The sequence below is a fragment of the Lacinutrix sp. genome, assembly GCF_037625555.1.
GTDB lineage: Bacteria > Bacteroidota > Bacteroidia > Flavobacteriales > Flavobacteriaceae > Lacinutrix.
Genome location: NZ_JASJHV010000069.1, coordinates 15,008 through 39,399, shown reverse-complemented (window position 1 = coordinate 39,399; position 24,392 = coordinate 15,008). Strand labels below are relative to the sequence as shown.

At 32.4% G+C, this 24,392-nt stretch carries 16 protein-coding genes, 1 tRNA gene and 1 pseudogene; 5 read left to right on the top strand and 13 right to left on the bottom strand.

What is annotated here, in order from left to right; genetic code table 11:
* The 3 genes and pseudogenes from QNK89_RS05790 to QNK89_RS05780 all read right to left on the bottom strand — a co-directional run.
* A pseudogene (locus tag QNK89_RS05790) lies at positions 1 to 779 on the bottom strand (molybdopterin oxidoreductase); the annotation flags it as partial.
* Between the two features lie 33 nt (positions 780 to 812).
* The gene (locus tag QNK89_RS05785) at positions 813 to 3,920 is read right to left on the bottom strand and encodes a TAT-variant-translocated molybdopterin oxidoreductase (RefSeq protein ID WP_340170077.1); all 3,108 of its coding nucleotides are present in this window, start codon (positions 3,918 to 3,920) and stop codon (positions 813 to 815) included.
* An 83-nt stretch (positions 3,921 to 4,003) separates the two neighbouring features.
* The gene (locus tag QNK89_RS05780; RefSeq protein WP_340170078.1) at positions 4,004 to 5,299 is read right to left on the bottom strand and encodes a c-type cytochrome; all 1,296 of its coding nucleotides are present in this window, start codon (positions 5,297 to 5,299) and stop codon (positions 4,004 to 4,006) included.
* A 211-nt stretch (positions 5,300 to 5,510) separates the two neighbouring features.
* On the opposite strand from QNK89_RS05780, the gene QNK89_RS05775 reads away from it, so the two are divergent.
* The gene (locus QNK89_RS05775) at positions 5,511 to 5,891 is read left to right on the top strand and encodes an SPOR domain-containing protein (RefSeq protein ID WP_340170076.1); all 381 of its coding nucleotides are present in this window, start codon (positions 5,511 to 5,513) and stop codon (positions 5,889 to 5,891) included.
* Between the two features lie 92 nt (positions 5,892 to 5,983).
* Here the strand turns inward: QNK89_RS05775 and infB are convergent, their stop codons facing one another.
* The 3 genes from infB to rimP are packed head-to-tail and all read right to left on the bottom strand — an operon-like array spanning position 5,984 to position 10,451.
* Positions 5,984 to 8,710, bottom strand: coding sequence for a translation initiation factor IF-2 (infB, locus tag QNK89_RS05770; protein WP_340170075.1), 2,727 nt, complete (start codon positions 8,708 to 8,710; stop codon positions 5,984 to 5,986).
* A gap of 35 nt (positions 8,711 to 8,745) precedes the next feature.
* Entirely contained in the window at positions 8,746 to 9,978 is a 1,233-nt protein-coding gene (gene nusA, locus QNK89_RS05765) for a transcription termination factor NusA (protein WP_340170074.1), read from the bottom strand.
* Complete coding sequence (gene rimP, locus QNK89_RS05760) at positions 9,978 to 10,451, bottom strand: ribosome assembly cofactor RimP (protein ID WP_340170073.1); 474 nt, start codon at positions 10,449 to 10,451, stop codon at positions 9,978 to 9,980. Before rimP ends, nusA begins: the two co-directional genes overlap by 1 nt.
* 259 nt (positions 10,452 to 10,710) lie before the next feature.
* Here rimP and QNK89_RS05755 point away from each other — a divergent pair, with 259 nt between their 5' ends.
* A complete protein-coding gene (locus tag QNK89_RS05755) occupies positions 10,711 to 11,532 on the top strand; it encodes a universal stress protein (protein WP_340170072.1) in 822 nt (273 codons plus the stop codon).
* A 72-nt stretch (positions 11,533 to 11,604) separates the two neighbouring features.
* Here QNK89_RS05755 and QNK89_RS05750 read toward each other — a convergent pair.
* Positions 11,605 to 11,677 (bottom strand) — tRNA-Gln (locus QNK89_RS05750).
* A 207-nt stretch (positions 11,678 to 11,884) separates the two neighbouring features.
* Here QNK89_RS05750 and QNK89_RS05745 point away from each other — a divergent pair.
* From QNK89_RS05745 to QNK89_RS05735, 3 genes are read left to right on the top strand one after another with little or no spacing between them, the layout of a single operon-like run.
* Positions 11,885 to 15,376: a DUF2723 domain-containing protein gene (locus QNK89_RS05745; RefSeq protein WP_340170071.1), complete on the top strand. Its 3,492-nt coding sequence runs from the start codon at positions 11,885 to 11,887 to the stop codon at positions 15,374 to 15,376.
* 2 nt (positions 15,377 to 15,378) lie between these two features.
* Positions 15,379 to 15,720: a polysaccharide deacetylase family protein gene (locus QNK89_RS05740; RefSeq protein WP_340170070.1), complete on the top strand. Its 342-nt coding sequence runs from the start codon at positions 15,379 to 15,381 to the stop codon at positions 15,718 to 15,720.
* Between the two features lie 31 nt (positions 15,721 to 15,751).
* Positions 15,752 to 16,039, top strand: a complete 288-nt coding sequence (locus tag QNK89_RS05735) for a hypothetical protein (RefSeq protein ID WP_340170069.1) — start codon at positions 15,752 to 15,754, stop codon at positions 16,037 to 16,039.
* Here QNK89_RS05735 and QNK89_RS05730 read toward each other — a convergent pair.
* The 6 genes from QNK89_RS05730 to QNK89_RS05705 all read right to left on the bottom strand — a co-directional run bounded on the left by QNK89_RS05730 (position 16,036) and on the right by QNK89_RS05705 (position 24,390).
* The gene (locus QNK89_RS05730; protein WP_340170068.1) at positions 16,036 to 16,332 is read right to left on the bottom strand and encodes a thioredoxin family protein; all 297 of its coding nucleotides are present in this window, start codon (positions 16,330 to 16,332) and stop codon (positions 16,036 to 16,038) included. The two genes, QNK89_RS05735 and QNK89_RS05730, sit on opposite strands and share 4 nt — an antisense overlap.
* Before the next feature lie 87 nt (positions 16,333 to 16,419).
* A complete protein-coding gene (locus tag QNK89_RS05725; RefSeq protein ID WP_340170067.1) occupies positions 16,420 to 17,721 on the bottom strand; it encodes a metallophosphoesterase in 1,302 nt (433 codons plus the stop codon).
* Between the two features lie 42 nt (positions 17,722 to 17,763).
* Positions 17,764 to 20,280, bottom strand: a complete 2,517-nt coding sequence (locus QNK89_RS05720) for a glycoside hydrolase family 2 protein (RefSeq protein ID WP_340170066.1) — start codon at positions 20,278 to 20,280, stop codon at positions 17,764 to 17,766.
* Positions 20,228 to 21,421 carry a PNGase F N-terminal domain-containing protein gene (locus tag QNK89_RS05715; protein WP_340170065.1) on the bottom strand — a complete coding sequence of 398 codons (1,194 nt, stop codon included), beginning with the start codon at positions 21,419 to 21,421 and terminating at the stop codon, positions 20,228 to 20,230. The genes QNK89_RS05720 and QNK89_RS05715 overlap by 53 nt, the downstream gene beginning before the upstream one ends.
* Positions 21,422 to 22,144: a copper homeostasis protein CutC gene (locus tag QNK89_RS05710; protein WP_340170064.1), complete on the bottom strand. Its 723-nt coding sequence runs from the start codon at positions 22,142 to 22,144 to the stop codon at positions 21,422 to 21,424. It lies immediately after the preceding gene.
* Positions 22,145 to 22,146: 2 nt separating this feature from the next.
* Entirely contained in the window at positions 22,147 to 24,390 is a 2,244-nt protein-coding gene (locus QNK89_RS05705) for a family 20 glycosylhydrolase (RefSeq protein WP_340170063.1), read from the bottom strand.
* Positions 24,391 to 24,392 lie beyond the last annotated feature (2 nt).

Below are 24,392 nucleotides of genomic sequence, written 5' to 3'. Positions count from 1 at the left end.
GGAAAAATAGTAGTGTGCCATCCTGGTATTACAGATGTTGCGAAATCAAAAGATACAATTGTATGTACCGATAGTACTAATGGTGTTGCTAAACCAGCAAGCACTAAAGAAACTTCCTCAAAACGTTGCCAATCTTTAGCTCTACCTGTCCAACCGAAACTTAATAAACTATATATTTTCTTTTGAAATGGCTTGATAGCTCTATCACGTAACATTGCGAAATCTGGCAATAAACCTGTCCACCAGAATACTAGAGATACGGATAGATATGTCGAAATTGCAAATACATCCCAAAGTAATGGTGAATTAAAGTTTACCCAAAGTGATCCAAATTGGTTTGGTATTGGTAGAACCCAATACGCTAACCATGGACGACCCATGTGAATAATTGGAAATAAACCTGCTTGTACAACAGAGAAAATTGTCATTGCTTCTGCAGAACGGTTAATTGCCATTCTCCATTTTTGACGGAATAATAATAGTACGGCAGAAATTAAAGTTCCTGCGTGACCAATACCAACCCACCAAACAAAGTTAGTAATATCCCAAGCCCAACCAACGGTCTTGTTTAATCCCCAAGTTCCAATACCAGTTGAAATTGTATAAACCATACATCCAACTCCCCAAAGAAAAGCAACTAATGCGATTGAAAATACAATCCACCATTGTTTGTTGGCTTTTCCTTCAACAGGTGCTGCAATATCTACAGTTACATCGTGGTACGACTTGTTGCCTGTGACTAAAGGTCTTCTAATAGGTGCTTCGTAATGAGACGCCATAATCCTTTTATAAGTATTCGTTAATTAATTTTTTTATGCTTTCGTGTTTCTCACTTTAGTATGATACTGAACATTAGGTTTAGTACCAACACTTTCTAGTAAGTGATACATACGATCGTCTTCTAAAAGTTTTGCAACTTTACTTTCTTTATCGTTAATATCTCCAAATGCCATTGCTCCATTGCTACAAGCAGAAGAACATGCTGTTTGAAATTCTCCATCTTTAATAACACGTCCATCACGTTTTGCATCTAAGATTGTTTTTTGTGTTTTTTGAATACACATAGAACATTTCTCCATGACACCACGAGAACGTACTGTTACATCTGGGTTAATTACCATTCGACCTAAGTCGTCATTCATAAAATAATCGAACTCATCATTCCCGTTATAAAGGAACCAATTGAAACGACGTACTTTATAAGGACAGTTGTTTGCACAATATCTTGTACCAACACAACGGTTGTAAGCCATATGGTTTTGACCTTGTCTACCATGTGATGTTGCTGCTACTGGACAAACAGTCTCACAAGGAGCATGATTACAGTGCTGACACATTACTGGCTGAAAAGCAACTTGTGGATTATCTGCAGCTACTTCTAATTCTCCAAAACCTCCTAAAGAACCATTATCACTAAATAAGCCTAATCCATCAAAACCTTCTTTTTTAGCATCATCAGCTGCGAAAGAATCTTCAGATGAATAATATCTATCTATACGTAACCAGTGCATATCGCGACTTCTACGTATTTCTTCTTTTCCTACAACAGGAACATTATTTTCAGCATGACATGCAATAACACAAGCACCACATCCTGTACAAGCATTTAAATCAATAGATAAATTGAAATGATGACCAATAGAACGATCAAATTCATCCCATAAATCAACCTCAGGTGAAGTTATTTCCACCTCTTCATGATTTAATGATACAGTAGGGATTTTATTCCACACTGTCCTATCACTGGTATTAAAAATTTCTAGAGTAGTTTCTTTAATGATGTCTCCACGACCCATTAAAGTGTTTTGCAACTGTACGCAAGCAAACTCATGCATTCCAGCAGCTTTTGTAATTGTTACTTGTTGAATATTATTAAAACCTTGGTATAATGTATATCCATTAACACCAGTTTGCATTTCTTCTTTTAAACCTTGTGATTTACCATATCCTAAAGCTAAACCAACAGAACCTGAAGCTTGACCTGGCTGAATAATTACTGGAACAGTTAATTTATTACCATTTACTGTAATTTCTGCATAACTACCATTTAAAGCTCCTGTTGCTTCATGCTCGTTAACCAACTCTAATGCTTTTGCATCTGAGGCCGAAACAGTTAAATAGTTATCCCAAGATGTTCTTGTAATTGGATCAGGAAACTCTTGTAACCAAGGATTATTTGCTTGTTGCCCATCTCCCATACCTACTTTAGTATATAAAGTAAGTTCCATTCCTGTTGATGTTGCACTAGCAGCTAAAGCTCTTGCAGCATTACCAGAAGGAGTTTCAATATTTTTTTCAGAAACTTCAGCAGTTTCTTCAACTATATTACTTGAAGATTCTGACATAAATGATCCATCATGTAACGCTTGGTTAAATGATGCTCCATTTAATATTTGAGAATTCCAAAGTTCTTTAATATAGTCACTATATTTAACATCATTACCATTCCAAAGTAATAGTGACTCTTGAAATTGTTTTGTATCGAATAAAGGACGAATTGTTGGTTGAATTAAACCAAAATGACCTTTCTTTAATTCAACATCTCCCCAACTTTCTAAGTAATGAGGAGCAGCAGCAGTATATTCTGATACTAATGCAGTTTCGTCTGCTTTCATAGAAAAAGCAACTGATAAATCTGTATTCTTTAATCCTTCAGCAAAATCTGAAGCATTTGGTAATGTATATAATGGATTAACTCCACTCATAATAAGCGCACCAACCTTACCTGCTTTCATATCAGCAATTAAAGTAGTTACAGACTTATCATTTCCTTGTCTTGTTTTTATTGGACTTTTAGGATTAAACGCTTTACTATTAAGCTTTTCGTTAATCTCTAAAACAACAGTTTGTGCATTTACATCTTGAAGACCTGTAACAACAACACCATTACTTCCTGCTTTATCAAGCTCTGAAGCAGTATCTTGAACCGCCTTTTCTATGTTAGCTGGTAAGCTTCCTGAAAAAGAACTACCAACTAATAGGCTGTGTAATTTTGCTAAAGCTAATTTTTGCTGACTTGGTGTTAGAGGCACACGCTTATCTGCATTTGCTCCAGCTAAAGACATATTAGATTCGAACTGAATATGACGAGACATTTTTCCATTAGTTGGAACACGTCCTTTAGAATATCCAGAATCAAAACCACCACCTTGCCAATCTCCTAGGAAATCTGCTCCAAAAGCAACAATAGTCGATGCTATTGAAAAATCGTAATCCGCTAAACCTCTTTCATTATATTTAGTCTGAAAAGCATCTAATGCAGTAGACTCTGAAACAGCGTCATAAACTACATGATTTACATTTCCGTATTTTTCTTTAAATTCTGCTATCAATTTAGATGTTGAAGGACTCGCAAAAGTTTGTGTTAATAATACAATTTGCTTTCCTGCAGCTTTTACAGCATTTAATTTTTGAGTAGTTTCAGAAGTAAATGTTGACCATGAAATAACCCTTTCACCTTTCATTGGGCTTTGCACTCTCATGCTATCATATAACCCTAAAACCGATGCATTAACCCTTGCATTCGCACCAGCATTAGTAGCGCTAAGGTTATTGTTTTCAATTTTTATTGGACGACCCTCTCGAGTTTTTACTAAAACACTTGCAAAATCAAAACCATCTGCTACTGTTGTAGCATAGTAATTTGCAACACCAGGAATAATAGAATCTGGTTGCACTACGTAGGGAATTGATTTAATTACTGGACCTTCACATGCAGCTAATGAAGCTGCAGCTGTACTAAAACCAACATACTTTAAGAAATCACGACGCGTTGTAGATGAAGCCTCTAATGTTTCCTTGTCTCCAAGAAAATCGTCTGTAGGAATTTTATTTACAAATTCGTTTTGTTTTAGCGTCTCAACAATAGAGCTATCTTTTAGCTCTTCAACACTTTTCCAGTATTTCTTGTTTGATGACATATTATATAATTGAATTACTTCTTAATTTATTTATTTTTTTTATTGTATATCCTTTATTATTAGGAAATACTGGCAACTAATATCTAGTAATGACACTTACCACATTCTAATCCACCCATCTGCGCTGCAGTTAATTGCTCAACTCCATATTTTTTAGAAAGCTCTTCGTGAATTTTAGTGTAATACTCGTTATCTTTTACTTTAACATTTGTTTCTCTGTGACAGTTTATACACCAACCCATTGTTAATGGTGCAAATTGATACATTACTTCCATTTCTTCAACAGGACCATGACATGTTTGACATTCAACACCTGCAACACTTACGTGCTGTGAATGGTTAAAGTATGCAAAATCTGGCAAGTTGTGAATTCTAGTCCACTTTACTGGAGATGTCTCTCCTGTATACTTTTGCTCAGCATCATCCCAACCAACTGCTTTGTATAATTTTTTAATTTCAGCGTTGTAATCCACACCATATTCTGCAACACCTTCTACTTGCGTTTCTGCAGCAACCTCGTATATAGATTTATGACAATTCATACAAACATTTAAAGAGGGTATTCCTGAATGCTTAGAAACTCTTGCTGATGAGTGACAATATTTACAATCAATACCATTATCTCCTGCATGTATTCTATGTGAGTAATGAATTTCTTGAACTGGCTCATATCCTTGATTTACTCCAACCTGCATTACGTAGCCATAAACAAAGTAACCAGAGGCTAATAAAAATAAAACCGCAGTAACCAACATTAAAAATTGATTTTCAACAAATGCTTTCCAAAGTGGCTTTTTGTTTTCCTTTTCTGCTAACTCAACACCTTTAACATCTGCAAAAGTACGAAGTGTTTTATTTACTAAAAATAATGCACCTGCCAATAACGCAAATAACAACGCTAGGGCTCCTAGTATTAATCCATTAGAACCTGTATCGTTCCCAGGATTAGACCTGTCATCTATAACTTCTTCTTTTATTGAAGCAGGAGGTTCTGCTGCTGTGTAAGCTAAAATATCATCTATATCAGCATCAGAGAATCCAGGATAGGCAGTCATTGCCGTTCCATTGTACTCATTATATATTTTATTTGCATAAGCATCTCCAGACTTAATTAAGCCTGCACTATTTCTAATCCATGCATACAGCCATTCTCTATCTAAGCCTTCAGTATCTGCTAAACGTTGCTCTACATTTCGTAAAGCAGGACCTGTCATTTTCTTATCTAATTTATGACAAGACGCACAGTTTGCATTAAACAAGGCTTTACCATTTACAGCATCAACTTCTTGAGCAGAAAGAGTAGTAGAAAGCGTTAATAAAAAAACTAAGCTTAAATGAAGAATATTAATGCCTAATTTGCGGTGAATCACCTTTTTCATATTGTTGATTGAATTTACTTCTAAACTTTGGTATGATTTTTTCATCTATATCTAAAATACAGTTATAAAAAACTTACGCAAAAGTAATACTTAAAGTCCATTTTTGAAATCTTAAAGAAGTCTTAATTTATAATTTAGAAAAATTCTAAATAAAAAAAAGCACTTTTCTTTCGTTTATTACTTTTACATTTGTATAAAATATATAATAAAAATGAATTCTAAAACATTAAAAATCTATTATTTATCTTTAAGCTTAGTGCTTATTAATAGTGTTATTTATGCTCAACAAGGAACAGTAGAAATCAATCAACAACCTGAAGTTATAACTTTAATAGAACTAAAAAAAGAGATTAATATTGAAGATGAGAATAGCGAACGTTATAAAATACAGATTTATTCGGGCTCTAGACAACAAGCGGAAAGCATGGAAAATAAATTTGATGTTGCTTTTAATTCTTGGGCTTCGAAATTAGAATACGAGACACCTAACTATAAAATTTGGGTTGGAAGTTTTAGAACACGTTTGGAAGCAGAACGTGCTTTGATTAAAATTAAGAAAAAGTTCCTTAATGCTTTTATTTTTAAGCCATAGAAAAAAGAATAATCTAATTTAGGTTTTATAAATAGAAAAATGCGATTCAAATTAAATCGCATTTTTTTTATAATTATTATAAAGCTATTAACTTACTTCAACTTCTTTTTAACTTCTACTTCATGGAATGCTTCTATTACATCACCTTCTTTAATATCGTTGTAATTTTTAATTTGCATACCACAGTCGTAACCTTTACCAACTTCTTTCACATCATCTTTAAAGCGTTTTAAAGAATCTAATTCGCCAGTGTAAACGACTACTCCATCACGTATTAAACGTATTTGAGAGTTTCTGAATATTTTACCATTCATAACCATACAACCTGCAATACTACCAACTTTAGTAACTTTAAAGATTTCTCTAATTTCTGCAGTTCCAGTAATCTCTTCTTTAAGCTCTGGAGATAACATACCTTCCATTGCATCTTTAAGGTCATTAATTGCATCATAGATAATTGAATATGTTCTAATATCAATTTCTTCTATATCTGCAATAACTCTAGCATTTCCTACAGGACGAACGTTGAAACCAATAATAATAGCATCTGAGGCAGTTGCTAACAACACATCACTTTCTGTAATGGCACCAACACCTTTATGAAGAATATTAACTTGAATTTCTTCAGTAGATAATTTTTGGAATGAATCTGTTAAAGCTTCAACAGAACCATCAACATCTCCTTTAAGGATAATATTTAATTCTTTAAATGTACCAAGTGCAATACGACGTCCAATTTCTGCTAGTGTTAATGTTTTAGTAGTACGAACATCTTGCTCACGTTGTAATTGCATACGTTTTGTAGCAATTTGTTTAGCTTCACGCTCATCTGCAAATACATTAAACTTATCACCTGCTTGAGGCGCTCCATCTAATCCTAATATAGATACTGGTGTAGAAGGACCTGCAGCCTCAACATCATTACCACGCTCATCTTGCATGGCTTTAATTTTACCACTGTTTTTACCTGCTAACACATAATCACCAATTCTAAGAGTTCCTGCTTGCACTAATATTGTAGACACATATCCACGTCCTTTGTCTAAGAATGCTTCAACCACAGTACCAATTGCTGGTTTATCTGGATTTGCTTTAAGCTCTAATAACTCAGCTTCAAGCAATACTTTTTCTAATAATTCTTTAACACCAGTTCCAACTTTAGCAGAAATATCGTGTGACTGAATTTTTCCGCCCCAATCTTCAACTAAAAGATTCATTTGTGCTAAACCTTCTTTAATTTTTTCAGGATTAGCGTCTGGTTTATCTATTTTGTTAATTGCAAAAACAATTGGTACTCCTGCAGCTTGTGCATGAGAGATTGCTTCTTTTGTTTGCGGCATTATATTATCATCTGCTGCTGCTACAATTATAGCTATATCTGTTACTTGTGCTCCACGAGCACGCATTGCTGTAAAGGCCTCGTGACCAGGAGTATCTAAAAACGCTATTTTTTGTCCGCTTTCTAATTGTACTCCGTAAGCACCAATATGCTGTGTAATTCCACCTGATTCTCCTGCAATTACATTTTCTTTACGAATATAATCTAGAAGTGATGTTTTACCATGATCTACGTGTCCCATAACTGTTACAATAGATGCACGTTCTACTAAATCTTCTGGTTTATCTACTGCCTCAACTATATATTCTTCAATATCTGCAGTTACAAATTCTACTTTATAACCAAATTCCTCTGCTACGATAGTTAATGTTTCAGCATCTAAACGCTGATTCATTGTTACCATCATACCAAGAGACATACATGCAGAAATAATTTGTGTTACTTGAACATCCATCATTGTTGCTACTTCACTTGCAGTAACAAACTCTGTTACTTTAAGTATTTTGCTTTCTGCTGCTTCGATTTGCTCATCGATTTCAGTCTGCTCTCTATGCTGATCTCTTTTATCTCTTCTATATTTAGCACCTTTACCTTTGCTAGATTTACCTTGTAATTTCTCAAGTGTTTCTCTTACTTGTTTTTTTACATCTTCTTCGCTAGGTTCTGCTTTTACTATGTTTCTTCTATCTTGACCTGGCTTTTTACCTTTAAATCTATCGTTTCCACCTCTGGTGTTTCCGCCAGATCCAGATCTATTATCTCCAGGTTTAGAGATACGACGACGCTTTTTCTTATTGGCATCATCTGCTTTTTTAGCAACCTCTTTCTTTTTCTTAGGTTTGTTAAATTGTGATAAATCTATTTTTTTACCAGCAATTTTTGGCCCAGTAAGCTTTTTGTATTGTGTCTCTACAGTTTCAGGATCATTGTCTTCTTCTGCTTTAACCTCTTCCTCTTTAGCTATTACAAGCTCTGCTTTTTTAGGCGCAGTTTCTTTTTTAACTTGAGTTTCTTCTGGTGCTTTAGTATCTACTTTAGCTTCCTTTTTAGGTGCTTGTGCTTTTACCTCTTCTACTTTTTCAACCTTCGCTTCTTTCTTTTTAGAATCTAAATCTATTTTTCCAACTTTTTTTGGACCTGAAAGAACTTTAGTTGCTTTTACAACCTCTTCTGCTTTGGCTTTGGCTTTGGCTGCAGCTTTAGCTTCATCTTCTTTTTGCTTAGCTTCTAATTCTTTCTCACGTTTAATACGTAAATCTTTCTTTTCTTTAAGCTTAGCTTCACTAACTGCTTGAGACTTAACTTTCTTATTTGCATCTGTTTCGAACTCATCTGAAAGGATTTTGTATGTTCCTTCAGAAATTTTCGTAGTCGGACGCTTCTCTATCTCGACACCTTTGAAATCTAAAAATTCCACAGCACGATCTAAGGAGATGTTTAGCTCTCGTAGTACTTTATTTAATCTAATCGTTTCAGCCATAAATTGCCTTTACCTTAATTTTACTCAAATATATGTTAATCTTCGAACTCTTGCTTAAGAATTCTAATAACATCTAATATTGTTTCTTCTTCTAAATCTGTTCTTTTTACTAAATCCTCAACATCTTGTTCTAGTACACTTTTTGCTGTATCTAGTCCTGCTTTGCTAAATTCTTTAATAACCCATGCTTCAATTTCATCAGAGAATTCTCTTAATTCTACATCTTCTTCCGCTCCTTCTCTAAATACGTCAATTTCGTAACCAGTAAGTTGCCCAGCTAAACGAATATTATGGCCTCCACGACCTATCGCTTTACTTACTTCTTCTGGTTTTAATATTGCTTCTGCACGTTTGTTTTCTTCATCGATTTTTATCGATGTTACACGTGCAGGACTTAATGCCCTTGTAATATATAACTGTAAGTTATTAGTATAATTAATTACATCTATGTTTTCGTTTCCTAATTCACGAACTATTCCATGAATTCTAGAACCTTTCATACCTACACATGCTCCTACAGGATCTATTCTATCATCATAAGAATCTACAGCTACTTTTGCCTTCTCTCCTGGAATTCTTACTACATTTTTAATAGTAATTAAACCATCGAATACTTCTGGTATTTCAGATTCGAATAATTTTTCTAAGAATTTAGGTGATGTACGAGACATAATAATAGCTGGCTTATTTCCTTTAAGCTCAACACTATCAATAATACCTCTTACATTATCTCCTTTGCGGAAAAAATCAGAAGGTATTTGTTTATCCTTCGGCAATATAATTTCATTACCATCATCATCTAATAATATAACAGCTCTATGACGTATATGGTGCACTTCGGCTGTGTATAAATCTCCTTCAAGCTCTTTAAAGTACTTGAATATGTTTGTATTGTCGTGCTCATGAATTTTAGAAATTAAATTTTGACGTAATGCTAAAATAGCTCTACGACCAAGATCTATAAGTTTCACTTCCTGAGACACATCTTCACCTACTTCAAAATCTGGTTCAATTTTTCTAGCTGCACTTAATGAAATTTCTTGATTTGGTTCTTCTACTTCACCATCTGCAACTACAACTCTATTTCTCCAAATTTCTAAATCTCCTTTATCTGGATTTATAATAATATCGAAGTTATCATCATCTCCAAACTTCTTTTTTAAGGCATTTCTAAATACATCTTCCAATATCGCCATAAGCGTAACACGATCTATTAACTTATCGTCTTTAAACTCTGAAAATGATTCAATTAACGCTATATTTTCCATTATTCTATTGAATTAAAATTTATCATAACTTTTGCTTCTACTACATCGTTGTAAGCTATTTTAGCATTCTTCTTGACTGTAACCTTACCTTTACCAACAGGCTTTGGCTCTCTAGCTTTCCAAGTTAAATCAATTTCTTCTTCAGAAGCGTTTACTAATTCTGCTTCTATGTTTTCAGTTTTTGTTTTAACTTCTAATGTTCTGCCAATATTCTTTTTAAATTGTCTAGGTAGTGTTAAAAGTGCTGCTGCTCCTGCTGAAGCTACTTCTAGTGAAAAATCATGCTCTTCTCTATCGATATTATGCTCTATTGCTCTACTTATTAATATACAATCTTCTACTCTTACACCATTATCTCCATCGATAATTATATTTATCGATTGATCGATAGAGATAGTAAACTCGATTAAAAATAAATCGGTTCTTTCCTCCAATGCTTCGTTCAATAAATCTTTTACTGTGGTATTAAACATTTTTAAGTATAAAAAGAGCGGACTATCTGTCCGCTCACATTCATTTTTCTTACAACGCTGCAAATATACAATTTTTTATTGATTCTCATAACAATGTCCTACAGATTTTTAGCAAAATTTAAAAATAAAGTAATTTTTAACTTTTGTAAATGTGCTAAAAATGTAAATTGAGATGTATTAAAAATTACTAACTAAAACTTACTTAATTTTCAAAAGCTCTTTTTTTGTTAGTTTTAAGTACTTCTTAAACACAACTAATATGAAAAAAATTCTTGTCCCAACCGATTTTTCAAAAGAAGCTGAGAATGCTATAAAAGTAGCAGCTCAACTTTCAAAAAAACACAACTGTGAGCTTATTTTACTGAACATGCTAGGTTTACCTCTAACACATATTTCTGAGGGTATTCCAGCAGATTTACCTGAAGCAGTTTACTTTATGAAACTAGCACATAAACAGTTTGAAGATATCATGTCTCAAGATTACTTAAGTGATATTACTGTAACTGAAATGGTGGATATTCGTGATATTGCTACGGGTATTTTAGAAACATGTAAAAAGGAAGATATAGATTTAATAGTTATGGGATCTCATGGTTCTAGTGGCTTAAAAGAAATGTTTATTGGATCTAATGCTGAAAAAATAGTTCGCGCTTCTAATAAGCCTATTTTAGTAATTAAAAACGAACATGAAAATTTTAATATAGAAGAGTTTGTTTTTGCTTCTGATCTTAAAAAAGATAATCGAGAAACATACAAAAAATCCGTTAAACTAGGAGAAACTTTTAATGCTAAAATTCACTTATTGATGGTAAATACGGTTTCAAACTTTACAACTACTGCATCTGCTAAAGTTAAAATTCAAGAGTTTAATGAAGGAACCAACTTTACAAACTACACAACAAACATTTACAATGACGAAACAGTAGAAAAAGGTATTTTAAACTTTTCTCATATTGTTGATGCAGATCTAATTGGCATTAGTACTCATGGCAGACAAGGTATTGCACATTTTTTAAATGGAAGTCTAAGTGAAGACCCTGTTAATCATGCCAATAGGCCTGTAATTACTTTTAAAATTTAAATAACCAAAAATAAAAATTAAAGGTCTAAAATCAAAAAATCCTAATACTTGAATGTATTAGGATTAATTTTGTTGGCCCACTAGGTCTCGAACCTAGACTCTTCAGTACCAAAAACTGACGTGTTACCAGTTACACCATAGGCCAATGATTGTAACAGTCTGCAAATTTAAAACAAAGTTTTATTTGCGCAAACATTTTGCAATAAAATAATATTTATTTTTTCACGTTTTTATGAAAAAGCGTGTCAGCTATCTAAAAATAAGCGATTTTAAAAATTCTGTTATGAAAACTTTATCATTCTTGTTTCAAATTTATTAGTAAATTCGCCATTAAATTAAACAAACCAGGTGTATGACGTCTTCAAATTTTAAAAAATGGAACAATATCTTAGGATGGTTCGCTTTTTTAATTGCTTTAATTACTTATAGTTTAACAGTAGAACCAACAGTTAGTTATTGGGATGCTGGTGAATATATTTTAACCTCAGCAAAACTTCAAGTTGGACATCCACCAGGAGCACCTTTATTTCAAATGTTAGGTGCCTTTTTCTCGACTTTTGCTGTATCACCAGAAAATATTGGACTAATGCTTAATATGTTAAGTGCAGTTTCTAGTGCATTTACTATTTTGTTTATGTTTTGGAGTATTTCATTATTACTTCAAAAAATGATTAAAACAGAAGAAAACACCGCTTCAAAATCTTATGCTATACTTGGCAGTGCTTTAGTTGGTAGTCTTGCTTTTGCCTTTACAGATTCTTTTTGGTTTAACGCAGTAGAAACTGAAGTTTATGCGATGGCTACACTTATAATGTCTCTTTTATTTTATTGTTCATTACGTTGGGAAAACGATATGCATAATCCTAGAGGAAACCGTTGGTTAATTCTTATTGCATTTATAATTGGTCTTTCTTTTGGTGTTCACTTTATGGGATTACTAACGATTCCTGCTATTGGCCTAATTTATTATTTTAAAAATTACAAGACCATAACCATTAAAAATTTTATTATTGCAAACGTAGTTTCTGTAGCTGTTTTATTATTCATTTTTAAGTTATTAGCTCCTAATATTTTAAGATTCTTCAGTGTGTTGGAAATTTTCTTTGTAAACACCATTGGTTTACCTTTTAATTCTGGATCAATAATAGCTGGTCTGTTATTAATTGCTGCAATATTCTTTAGTTTAAAGTACACCAAAAACAAAGCGCTAAAACATATTAATACCGGAATTCTATGCCTAACTTTTGTTGTTATTGGTTTTTCATCTTGGCTAATGCTGCCTATTCGTGCAAATGCAGATGTTGTAATTAACGAAAATAATCCGTCAAGTGCTAGAGAACTTCTTGCTTACTACAATTTAGAACAATACCCTAAAACACATTTATTTTATGGTCCTTTATTTACAGACCAATATGCTGCATTAAATAGTGATAAAAACGACGCTTATAGAGATGACAAACCTAAATACGAAAAAGATTTAGAGCAAGGTAAATATGTTATAGTAAATGATTTTAAAGATGCAGTACAGAATTATAATTATGATCATGCTGCTATTTTACCACGAATGTGGAGTGGAGAACATGCAGAAAACTACATGCTTTTTTCGGAATTTCTAGATTATACACTTAAAGAAAAATTTAATATTGATGTATTTACTCAGAAAAAAATTGAAGATTTTATTGAGAAATACGAGCAAAATCAGTTAACAGAGAGAGAATACGATGAGTTTATGGCGCTTTATGGCAAAAAACTAAATATTGCTTTAAGTCCAAGAATACAACAAGATGTTGCTTTTATTAAGCAGTTTAAAAGCAAAGTCGCTCAAGGAAAAGTTGATTACGAAGGCTACAATAGATTTTTAAAAGAGTATGGCCAAGAGTATTTAGATATTGAAAAACCATCTTTTATAGATAATACTGTGTACTTATTTCAATACCAATTAGGGTATATGTATTGGCGTTATTTTATGTGGAATTTTACCGGACGTCAAGACGACATACAAGGTGAATATAATAATCATGGAAATTGGATAAGTGGAATAAATACAATTGACGCATGGCATCTAGGGCAATCCCAAGATAATTTGCCAGGTGATGTAAAAAATAACAAAGCAAGAAATACTTACTTTTTCCTTCCCTTAATTTTAGGAATAATTGGTTTATTTTTCTTGTTTAACAAAGACAAAAAAACATTTTGGGTGTTATTAGTACTTTTCCTTTTTACAGGAATTGCCATACAAGTGTACACCAATATTAGACCCTTCGAGCCTCGAGAACGTGATTACTCTGTAGTTGGTTCCTTTTATGTGTTTGCTATATGGATAGGCTTTAGTGTCTATGGTATTTTTGAATTCTTACAAAACAAAGTAAAAAATACTGCACTCCCACTAGCAATCACAGGAATCTGTTTAATAATTGCACCATTAATTTTAGCAGTAAATAATTGGGATGACCACGACAGGTCTAATAAATATACAGCTTTGTCAATGGCCAAAAAGTATCTGGATTCTTGTGGTGAAAATGCAATACTATTCTCTATTGGTGACAACGATACATTTGCTTTATGGTATGCTCAAGAAATTGAAAATTATAGAACAGATGTTCGGGTAGTTAATACGAGTTTATTCCAGACAGATTGGTATATAGATCAAATGAAACGCAAAGCCTATGAGAGCGATCCTGTGCCATCACAATTAACTCACGATCAATACAAGTATGGTACACGAGATTATATAATGAAACGCACTTATTACGTAGACCCTAAAACTGAAGATGCTAAACCTACTTTTAGTAGAGACACTTTATTAATAAAGGACTTTTTAGAATTTGTTTCTAGCGACAACCCAAAAACTAAATTTAAGAGAATAATCCAATTACAAGGTGAAGACATAAATGATTATCCATCTCAATTACTAAACACAAATTATTTTCCAGTAGAAAATATTAGAATCCCAGTAAACAAAGAAAACGCCCTAAAGTATGGTATTGTAAAGGAAAAAGATACGGACTTAATTGTGCCTTATATAGACATAAACATAAAAGAAAGTGCTATTTACAAGCAGCGTTTATTAATGTTAGACATTGTAGGAAATAACGACTGGAAACGCCCTATCTACTTTACAGGTGGTGCTTTTGGAGAAGATGATTACATCTGGATGAAAGATTACCTACAGTTAGATGGTATGGTTTACAAACTAGTACCAATAAAAACACCTACAGACCGTGCAAACCCATTCGATATGGGACGCGTAGACACAGATTTTATGTACGATAAAGTAAAATCTTGGGATTGGGGAAATAGTGGTAGCGACAACATTTACCATGATCCAGAAACACGTAAAAACTCCATTACATATAGAGGAAACTTAGCACGATTAATAGAAAATTTAATTAACGAAGAAAAACTTGATAAGGCAGAAAACATTGCAGACATAGCAATGGAGAATATGCCAGTAGATAAGTTTGGCTACTATACATTGCTTGAACCGTATATTAGTGCTTATTATGAAGTTGGCGCAAAAGGCAAAGCAAGACAATTGTTTAAAGATGTTGCTGTTAAATATCAAGAAAGCTTAACCTATTTCAGTGAGTTAACTTTTGAGAATCAAATTAAAAACGGACAAGAGATTGTTACAGATTTAGAAAGATATAGAGCTTTAATAATTGTGCTTATTGAATATGATGAAGATTTTGCACAAAAAGAGTTTATGGATTTTAATAATTATGAAAAACTTTTTAGCAGGCTTTTCCCAGAAGAAACACCTCAATTAAGAGAAGAACGCGATATTAATAGAGATACAAGTTTTCCAGACTTTGAAACTTCAAATCTGGAAAATGAAGAATAAACATGAGATTTATTCCTGCTAAAATACCGCAATTTATAAAACGAATTTTCCCAAACTATGTTTGGGATTTTTCGTCTAAAGACAAAACTATATATCTTACTTTTGATGATGGACCTACTCCAGAAATCACAGAATGGACATTAGACACCCTAAAGCAATACAATGCTAAAGCTACCTTTTTTTGTATTGGTAATAATGTAGAAAAATATCCTGAAATTTTTCAATTGGTTTTAAAAGAAGGTCATAGTGTAGGTAACCACACCCAAGATCATGTTAAAGGCTGGAGCTCTTCAACAGAAAAATATATAGAAAATGTTGTTAAAGCCGAAACCATAATTAATTAGGAATTATAAATTATAAATTAAACAATGTAAAGTGAATTTGTTTAGACCTCCTTTTGGGCAATTAAAAAACAAACAAGGTAAGGTTTTGGTTAAACTAGGTTACAAAGTAGTTATGTGGAGTGTGATTGCTTTCGATTGGGAGCAAAACATACCCAAAGCACAAAGTTTAAAACATGTAATTAATGCTGCTTCAGAAAGAAATAATATTATTGTTTTTCATGACAGCGTTAAAGCATCCAGAATTTTAATGTACGTATTAGCAAGAGTATTGGAGTATTTTAGTAATAGAGGATATACTTTTAAAACAATGAAGATTTAAATAAAATCTTGAACGATTGCTATAAGGGTATTAGCATCTTGCGCTCCACTTTGCCTCCATTTCATTTCGCCATCTTTATAAATTATTAATGTAGGAAGACTTTTAACTCGCAATGCTTCGGATAATTCTTTGTTTTTATCTACATCAATCTTAATTACTCTAGCTTTATTGCCAAGTGCTGCAGCAACATCACGAAGTACAGGATGCATTGCAGTAGATTGTTCATTCCATTCTGTAAAAAAATCTAGTAATACTGGAATGTTTACATCGATTAATTCTCCAAATTTTGACATTTTTTAAAGTATTAGTTTAAAAGGGTTGTTGTAAATCTACAATTTTTTAACAACTTATAGTTTTATCTCATTTAATTTAAGAAACATTTAAACAACTTTTGTACCCTTTTTAAGGGTAATAACTGTAACCTCTGGCCAAATACCTATTCGACCAGGAAATGCCAAGTAACCAAAACCTCTATTAACATGTAAAAACTTACCAGTAACTTCGTACATACCTGCCCATTTTGGATAGCGGTATTTTACAGGACTCCATTTAATACCTAAAGATGGTACTTCTATCCCAAACTGCATGCCATGTGTGTGGCCAGCTAGAGTTAAATGAATATGCTTTTTAAAATTAATAATATTTGTTTCGTTAGTAACAACATCGTGGCTGTTTCGGGCTTTTTTGTTAAGCTCCATTTTATCGTAATCAAAATGAGATGGATCGTGAGACATTAGTATGTTAAATTCATTCTCTCCTATCTTATTTGTTGCTTTTTCAAGGCTTCCGCGTTTAGGAAAATGACGTGATGCTCCCCAATTCTCGACTCCAAGAATATTAATAGCTTGTCCGTTTCGTTCAATTTTTCTATTATCATTCATAATTAAATCGAAACCTAATTTCTTATGAATAGCTTCAAATTGACGCTGATTTTCTTCGTTTAAGTCTTTATCATCTCCGTAAGCATAATATCCATAATCGTGATTTCCCATGACAGCAAACTTCCCGTCTTTAGCCTTTAATTTCGCAAAGGTATCAATCCAGCTATTCATCTCTTCTGCTTTAGTATTTACTAAATCTCCTGTAAATAAAATAGCATCACTTTCTTGTTCGTTAATTAAATCTATTCCGTAAGAAATTTTCTCTTTACTCTCTAAACTTCCTGAGTGAATATCACTAATTTGAGTAATTGTGTACCCATCGAAAGCGTTTGGTAAGTCTTCAAAATAAAGTACATGTTTTATTACTTTATAATTGTATTTTCCTTGAAAAATACCATATATAAATGAGGTAAACGGAATGGCAGCCAGGCCTAAAGCGATTTTAGAAACAAATCCTCGCCTACTTATTGAGTAGGCAATATTTTCAGGACTGGTATTCGATAATTTATTAATTGTAGCTAAAACTGCTCGCACAATATCTTCGCCAAACATAAACAGTAACAAAATAAGCTTTGGCACAAAAAGCCCAAACAAATAAGCTAGAGCATATCCATGACTAATTGTAAATCTATCTGATCGAGAAAAACTAGAATAGTGATAAATCAAATTACCAAGCACAAAAAGAGTTGCAAGCCAATAAATAGCATAAATCCAATAGCTTTTAGTAATTGTTTTTACAGTTTGAAAAGCATAGAAATCTAATATTAAAATAATTATAGAGATTATTATCCAACGAAACATAAAGTGTTTTTTTGCTGTAAAGATATTAATTGTTAAAGCGAGTTATCTCAGTAATTTGTTAAACGTTTTTATTTTTAAATCGTTAAGCTGAAGCGCTTCTGTTTTAAACTGAATTACTCTTGTTTCATTAGGAAGCATATCGAAAAAATTATCACTAAAATGACCTTTTTCGTTTGAATATAAAAACACGTCTTTTTGAAGCACTTTAGAGGACAGCTCGATAAAGAAACCGTTATGTGTTTTCATAATTTTACTCTCAATATCGCCATGTGGAAGCCTTAGTTCTTTTGGACTCACAAAATAATCTAATCTTATTTTTCCATTTAATGTTGTAATTAGTAAAGCTTCCTTTTTATTGAATTCTAATCCTCTATAATTTATTCTATATTCTCTTTTGCTAGATAGTTTAGGTGTTTCAATATCTTTATTAATAGCCCAAATAGAATCTCCATTAAAGTTTCTAATTTCAACTTCTAAGTTTCCTTTTACTGATTCTAAAAGATCGTTAACAACAAAAACTTCAATAATATTTCCTTTAATTGTGTTAGACACTAAAACATCTTCAAAGCTTTCTTTTGCTTTATAGTGCAAGGCTTTCCAATTTCCAAAATAATCAATACTCGACCATGACGTTACTGGCCAACAATCGTTTAATTGCCAATACAAAGTTCCCATATTATATGGTTTTGCGCGACGTTGCGCTTCTATTCCCATGGTAATACCATGTGCTTGTAATAATTGGCTCACGTATACATAATCTTCGTCGTTATCTGGAACTGGAAAATCGCGTTCCATATAGTTTTTAATTATTGAAAATCCACGTGCATGTTTTTGATGTGAAGAAAAAGCTTTAGAAGAAATAGAAATACTATCATTTCCATTTATATACTTTATAGTTTCGAAGCTTGGAAACGTTTGAAAGCCAAACTCACTCATAAATCTTGGCACGTTCTCTTGTAAGTGCGGAAATGGATATTCGTCGTGCCAAATCCACCAATCGTGTGCATCACCTTCGGTCTTATATTTTGGATTGCCACGACCATATTTTGGAGAGGTTTCCCAATAATCTGTATCTGTATTTTCTCTAACTATTTTTGGTAGAATAGTATCAAATAATTTTAAATAGTTAGTCCAAATTTCTGTTTTTTCATCTTCACTTCTATTCTCTTGCCAGCCCCAACGTTTCCAGCCTTCACTACTCTCATTATTTCCACACCAAAGTGCAATACTGGCATGATTTCGAAGACGTTTTACTTGTTGTTTTGCTTCAATTTTTACATTGTTTAAAAACGCATCGTCTCCAGGATACATAGCACATGCAAACATAAAATCTTGCCAAACTAGAATTCCTTTTTCGTCGCATAAATCGTAAAAAATATCGTTTTCATAGATGCCTCCTCCCCAAACACGAAGCATATTCATATTAGCAGCTACGACATCGCTTAATAATTTTTCGTAATGTGCATCGTTTGCTTGATTTTGGAAACTATTCTGCGGAATATAATTTGCGCCTTTAGCGTAAACAGGAACGTTATTTACTTTAAAATAAAAGGATTCGCCTATACTATCTTTTTCTGTGATTAATTCTATAGTTCGCAACCCTTTGTTTACACTTATACTGTCGAGAACTTTGTTGCCATCTTTAACGACAACTTTTATATTGTATAAATAAGGTTCTCCTAAATTGTGTGGCCACCAGAATTTTGGCTTTTTTATTATAATTGGAAGAATAAGGTAAGGTGTAACTTTAGGCATTTTATTGAACGATTTATAAAGTGAACCATTAATAAAAACATCATATTCATACTTTTTTTTAAATTTTGAACTAGATTCAATCTCTAAAGCTAATCCGGACTTATTCTCATTCAATGTTAATTGTCTTACATGAATATTTTCAATCTTAAATTCATCCCAAGCTACTAGCCCAATTGGTTTCGAAATTCCAGAAGTTATAAATTTTGGAGCCCAGTCCCAACCATAGGTAAACTGTGCTTTTCTTGTAAATATGCGATTACCTTCTGGTAATTGATAGGGTAATTTTGTTTTCGCTTTTTCTTCTGGAGCATTCGTATTTTCAAATACTATTTTTAATTCATTTTCAGCTTTTACAATTTGTTTAATATCTACGTTATAACATCTAAAGGCATTATTGCTTTTTAAAATTAAACTATCGTTTAAATAAACACTAGTGTAAGTATCTAGTCCATTAAAATGGAGTTCTAAATGTTTTCTTTCAAGCGTGTTTTCTTCAACTTTAAAACTGGTTTTATATTCCCAATTTTCTTGAGAAATCCATTGTAATTCTTCTTCGTTATTGGCAACAAATGGATCTTTAATTTTATTATTTTTAAACAAATCTATGTGCACTTCTCCTGGAACTTCCGCAGACAACCATGTAGTATCTTTTGCGTTTTTAAAAGTCCAGTTTTCTGAAATTTCAAAAGTAGTAGGTGGTGTTTCATTTTTACATGAAAAGCATAATACTAGTAATAAAATGCAAAAAACTCTATTCATTATCATAAACAATATAAGCTGAAACCATCCAGTAATTATTTTCATTTTCGGTACCAATTTGCGCTTCTGGAATCGCAATTTTTAATGTGTGCTTTCCTTTTTGTAAATCTCCTAAAAGGATAACTTCAGGAAAAACCTGACTTCCAGGACACCAATTAGAACGAGACAAATCGGATGAAGCAATCATATCTTCAGAAGTTGTATCCTCCATAAATTCTTTAGCTTTCCATGTGCCAGATGTTGGATTAAAACGCCTAAAACTTGCGCAATCGTCACGCCATGGTATCCATGTTTTAATATTTTTTTTATCTAAATATAACTGATGCTCTTTCTTTACAAACTCATCGCCTTCTGCATGACCTCCGTGACCAGTAGTTGTAAAATAAAGCTTCGCGTTTTTATATGTTTTATTAGCAGAAAATTCTACTTCCAATGGTTGTCTTGAAAAATCATCATACATTCTTTGTCCAGAGGCATATTTCGATGTATTTATTAGTGATAACACAGTTTGTTCCTTTTTTATATTATTGGGTATTTCGCTTTCATTAAATTTGAGATTTACAGAAATAGTATAGCCTTCTTTTGTCCAAGTATCTATGTATACACCAATGTAAACCTCATCTTCTAAAAGTTGTAATAATTGCGTAATGTCTTGAGACCATTTTACTTCGTTTTCCCAATGCGGAATGTATGGTGGTTTTCTTTTAACCACACGTTCATCATTAGTAAAATGCCCAACTCCAAAAGGTGTCATAAAACGAATAAGCTCTAAGTTTGGTTGGTATTTTAAGCTATCGATAGCTTTTACTGCTGGATAGGTTTTATTAAAATTTTTAATATCGAACTTACCTGATTCAAAATCGATTAAATTTAGAGTCGCTGTTTTTGGGATTACAAATAAAGAACCTCCTTTATCCCAAGGATCTCCATTAGAAGTAAGCATTGCATTTACAATAACTTTTGTTTGTTTATTGTAATTAGGAAGCTTTACTTTCTTTATAATTACACGTCCTGCGTCTAAACGTAAAATAGAATCGTTTAGTTGTTTTGATCCGTCTTTAAAGCCCATATCAAAATAGATATTTGTGTTGACAAATACTTCAATATTTGCATCACCAATAGACTTAACTTCTTTTTTGCAAGCGGTTAAAATGAAAACAGCTAAAAGACATAATTTAATCTTCATTTATTCTATGTTTTTAAGTAATTCTTTTATTTTTTTTGAATCTGAAACTGCCAAATGTGTTTCGGAAAAATGTTTGTTACTATTCATGGAAATAGTTGGCGTTTCATTTACTTTTTCAAGCTGAGTTAATGAAGCATGAATTTCTTTAAAGCTTTCATTTTTAAATTGAATAGCATTTTCTATTGAAATACCTCCACCAGGAAGAATTATAATTTTATTTTCAGCTTTATCTTTTAATCTTTTTAAAGTTTCAATTCCTTTCTCTGCTGAAGTATGTTGCCCAGAAGTTAAAATTCTAGTTGCTCCTAAAGTAATTAGTTTTTGTAAGGCTTCTTCTGGATTTGGAGTCCAATCGAAAGCACGATGAAACGTGAATTGCATTGGCTTTGAAAGTTCTATTAAAGCCTTTATTCTTTTTAAATCTATTGTATTATCTGCATTTAAAACACCAGAAACAATACCTGAAAACCCTAAATTTTTACACAATTCAATATTGGTTTTCATGATTTCAAATTCTTCAATAGAATACGTGAAATTGCCACTTCTTGGGCGAATTAAAATAAAAGTCTCGATAGATAAATTTTCTGCTACTTTTTTAAGCAAACCATAATTTGGCGTAATACCACCAATGGCAAGTTCGCTACACAATTCTATACGATGAGCACCTGCTTCTTGAGCGTTTTTTGCAGATTGGTATGAATTGGCACAGATTTCTAATTTCATAATTACTTAACAATAATTTCATCAATAAACGTCCAAGCTTTATGACCTGCACCTTGTTTACCTTCTGGGATAACACCATAATTAGGAATTTTAAGTGTTATAAATCTTGTGTTTACTTCTTTTTCTAATCTTATATTAACTAGTAAATCATCAGAATTTAATAAAACTGCACTTGGAATGCGATCATTAACATCGAACCAAAACTCAACTTTTTTTGGCGCATAAATCCACTGTCCATTTCCGTTATGGAATCTTGTTTTAATAGATTTAATATCAGTTTTCTTTCCTAGGTCTATGGTAATCTCCAAGTCTTCTCCAGAAAAACCTAACCATTCTTTATCTCCATATCGTGAATTAGATCCTTTTATACCATTAACTAAGCCAGACGCTCCACTTCCTGGATAAGATGGATTAAGGTCTTTGTTAATTGTAATTTGCTTTCCTGTAGCTTTATGGATATTTATTTTTTGAGAAAAAATAGTACTTAATTGTTTTCCGTTAGAATTAAAAGTCGCCGCTTTTATTGTCATAGATTTATCTATAATAATTGGTTTATCATATTCTGAATAAAGTATATAAGCTGGTTCGTTCCCATCTGTAGAAAAAACAAGATGGTTTTCATCTGAAGTTTTAGTTAACTCATATTTGAGTAGATTATTTTCAGAAATTAATTCACCTTCAATTTCATATAAATGATTAGCGTAATTAATATCTAAAATATCTAAACGTTTGTGAAAATTTTCAACTCTTTTTACAAAGTTTTTATAGTCTCTACTTTCTGGGCTAGACCAAACAACTTCGCTTAATGCAAGAATTCTAGGAAAGACCATATACTCAACCTGTTGAGATGTTGGCATATATTCTGTCCATACATTACCTTGTGCTCCAAGAACATATTTGGCTTTTTCTGCAGTTAGTTCTTCAGGTATTGGATTAAGGCTATACACTTTTTCTAAAGGTAAAAAACCACCAATAGCAAGAGGTTCATCTTCATTTTCAGACTGATAATGATCAAAATAACAATGAGAACCTGGTGTTAAAATGACATTGTGTTTTTGCTTTGCAGCTTCTACTGCACCATTAAAACCACGCCAAGACATAACTGTTGCATTCGGTGCCAAACCTCCTTCTAGAATTTCATCCCAACCAATAATTTGTCTCCCTTTACTATTGAGATACTTTTCTACTCGAGCAATAAAATAGCTTTGCAATTCATGCTCATCTTTTAGTCCTTCTTCTTTAATTCTAAGTTGGCATTTTTCACAACTTTTCCACCTTGTTTTTGGTGCTTCATCTCCTCCTATATGGATGTATTCACTTGGAAATAATTCTAAAACCTCATCTAAAACATCTTCTATAAAATTAAACGTCTGATCTTTTGAGCAATAGATATTTTCAAAAACACCACCTTTTTGGGCGACTTTAACTTGTTCTCCAGTACAACCTAATTCTGGATAAGCTGCAATGGCTGCTTGCGAATGGCCTGGCATTTCAATTTCTGGAATAATTATTATATTACGATTACTAGCGTATTTTACTATCTCCTTTATTTGTTCTTGGGTATAAAAACCTCCATAGCGTTTGCCGTCAAAAAGCTGTGGTTGTGTGTTATAATGTCCAATTAAGGTCTCGTCTCTAAAAGCTGCAACTTCAGTAAGTTTTGGATATTTTTTAATTTCAATTCGCCAACCTTGATCTTCTGTAAGATGCCAATGGAATGTATTCATCTTTAACATCGCTAATGCATCAATGTATTTTTTAATAAAATCGGTTGAAAATAAATGTCTTCCAACATCTAAATGCATGCCTCGATATTTAAACTGAGGTTCGTCTTCTATTTTTAAACACTGGATTGCAAATTGCTCTTGCCCTAGATTTCCAATCTCTAATGCTACTGGCAATAATTGCCTTAAGGATTGTACTCCATAAAATGCACCTTGATCTGTTTTAGCTGAAATTTTTATAGTTTCAGTTGAAATATCAAGTGTATAACCTTCATAATTAGATATTGTTTCATCTTTTATAAACTGAATGGTGTTTGATGTTGCTCCTGTATTAGAACCTTTCAAATTAAAATCTAATAAATATTCGGTTAAAAAACGAATAGATACTTTAAAGTCATCATTACTTACTATCTGAGTTTCGGGAGACAACAAAAATTCACCTTCAAGAATATCTTGACTTAATGGTATTGGAATAATTTGAGGAGTAACAGCTTTTTCAATATTTTTAGAACAACTAAACATTA

Excerpts from the sequence above, each read along its gene's own strand:
- QNK89_RS05715 (WP_340170065.1), bottom strand. The coding sequence starts at position 21,421 with ATGAAGATTAAATTATGTCTTTTAGCTGTTTTCATTTTAACCGCTTGC.
- QNK89_RS05720 (WP_340170066.1), bottom strand. The coding sequence starts at position 20,280 with ATGAAAATAATTACTGGATGGTTTCAGCTTATATTGTTTATGATAATG.
- nusA (WP_340170074.1), bottom strand. The coding sequence starts at position 9,978 with ATGGAAAATATAGCGTTAATTGAATCATTTTCAGAGTTTAAAGACGAT.
- QNK89_RS05785 (WP_340170077.1), bottom strand. The coding sequence starts at position 3,920 with ATGTCATCAAACAAGAAATACTGGAAAAGTGTTGAAGAGCTAAAAGAT.
- QNK89_RS05730 (WP_340170068.1), bottom strand. The coding sequence starts at position 16,332 with ATGTCAAAATTTGGAGAATTAATCGATGTAAACATTCCAGTATTACTA.
- QNK89_RS05745 (WP_340170071.1), top strand. The coding sequence starts at position 11,885 with ATGACGTCTTCAAATTTTAAAAAATGGAACAATATCTTAGGATGGTTC.
- QNK89_RS05740 (WP_340170070.1), top strand. The coding sequence starts at position 15,379 with ATGAGATTTATTCCTGCTAAAATACCGCAATTTATAAAACGAATTTTC.
- QNK89_RS05780 (WP_340170078.1), bottom strand. The coding sequence starts at position 5,299 with ATGAAAAAGGTGATTCACCGCAAATTAGGCATTAATATTCTTCATTTA.
- QNK89_RS05775 (WP_340170076.1), top strand. The coding sequence starts at position 5,511 with ATGAATTCTAAAACATTAAAAATCTATTATTTATCTTTAAGCTTAGTG.
- QNK89_RS05755 (WP_340170072.1), top strand. The coding sequence starts at position 10,711 with ATGAAAAAAATTCTTGTCCCAACCGATTTTTCAAAAGAAGCTGAGAAT.
- infB (WP_340170075.1), bottom strand. The coding sequence starts at position 8,710 with ATGGCTGAAACGATTAGATTAAATAAAGTACTACGAGAGCTAAACATC.
- QNK89_RS05725 (WP_340170067.1), bottom strand. The coding sequence starts at position 17,721 with ATGTTTCGTTGGATAATAATCTCTATAATTATTTTAATATTAGATTTC.
- rimP (WP_340170073.1), bottom strand. The coding sequence starts at position 10,451 with ATGTTTAATACCACAGTAAAAGATTTATTGAACGAAGCATTGGAGGAA.
- QNK89_RS05705 (WP_340170063.1), bottom strand. The coding sequence starts at position 24,390 with ATGTTTAGTTGTTCTAAAAATATTGAAAAAGCTGTTACTCCTCAAATT.
- QNK89_RS05710 (WP_340170064.1), bottom strand. The coding sequence starts at position 22,144 with ATGAAATTAGAAATCTGTGCCAATTCATACCAATCTGCAAAAAACGCT.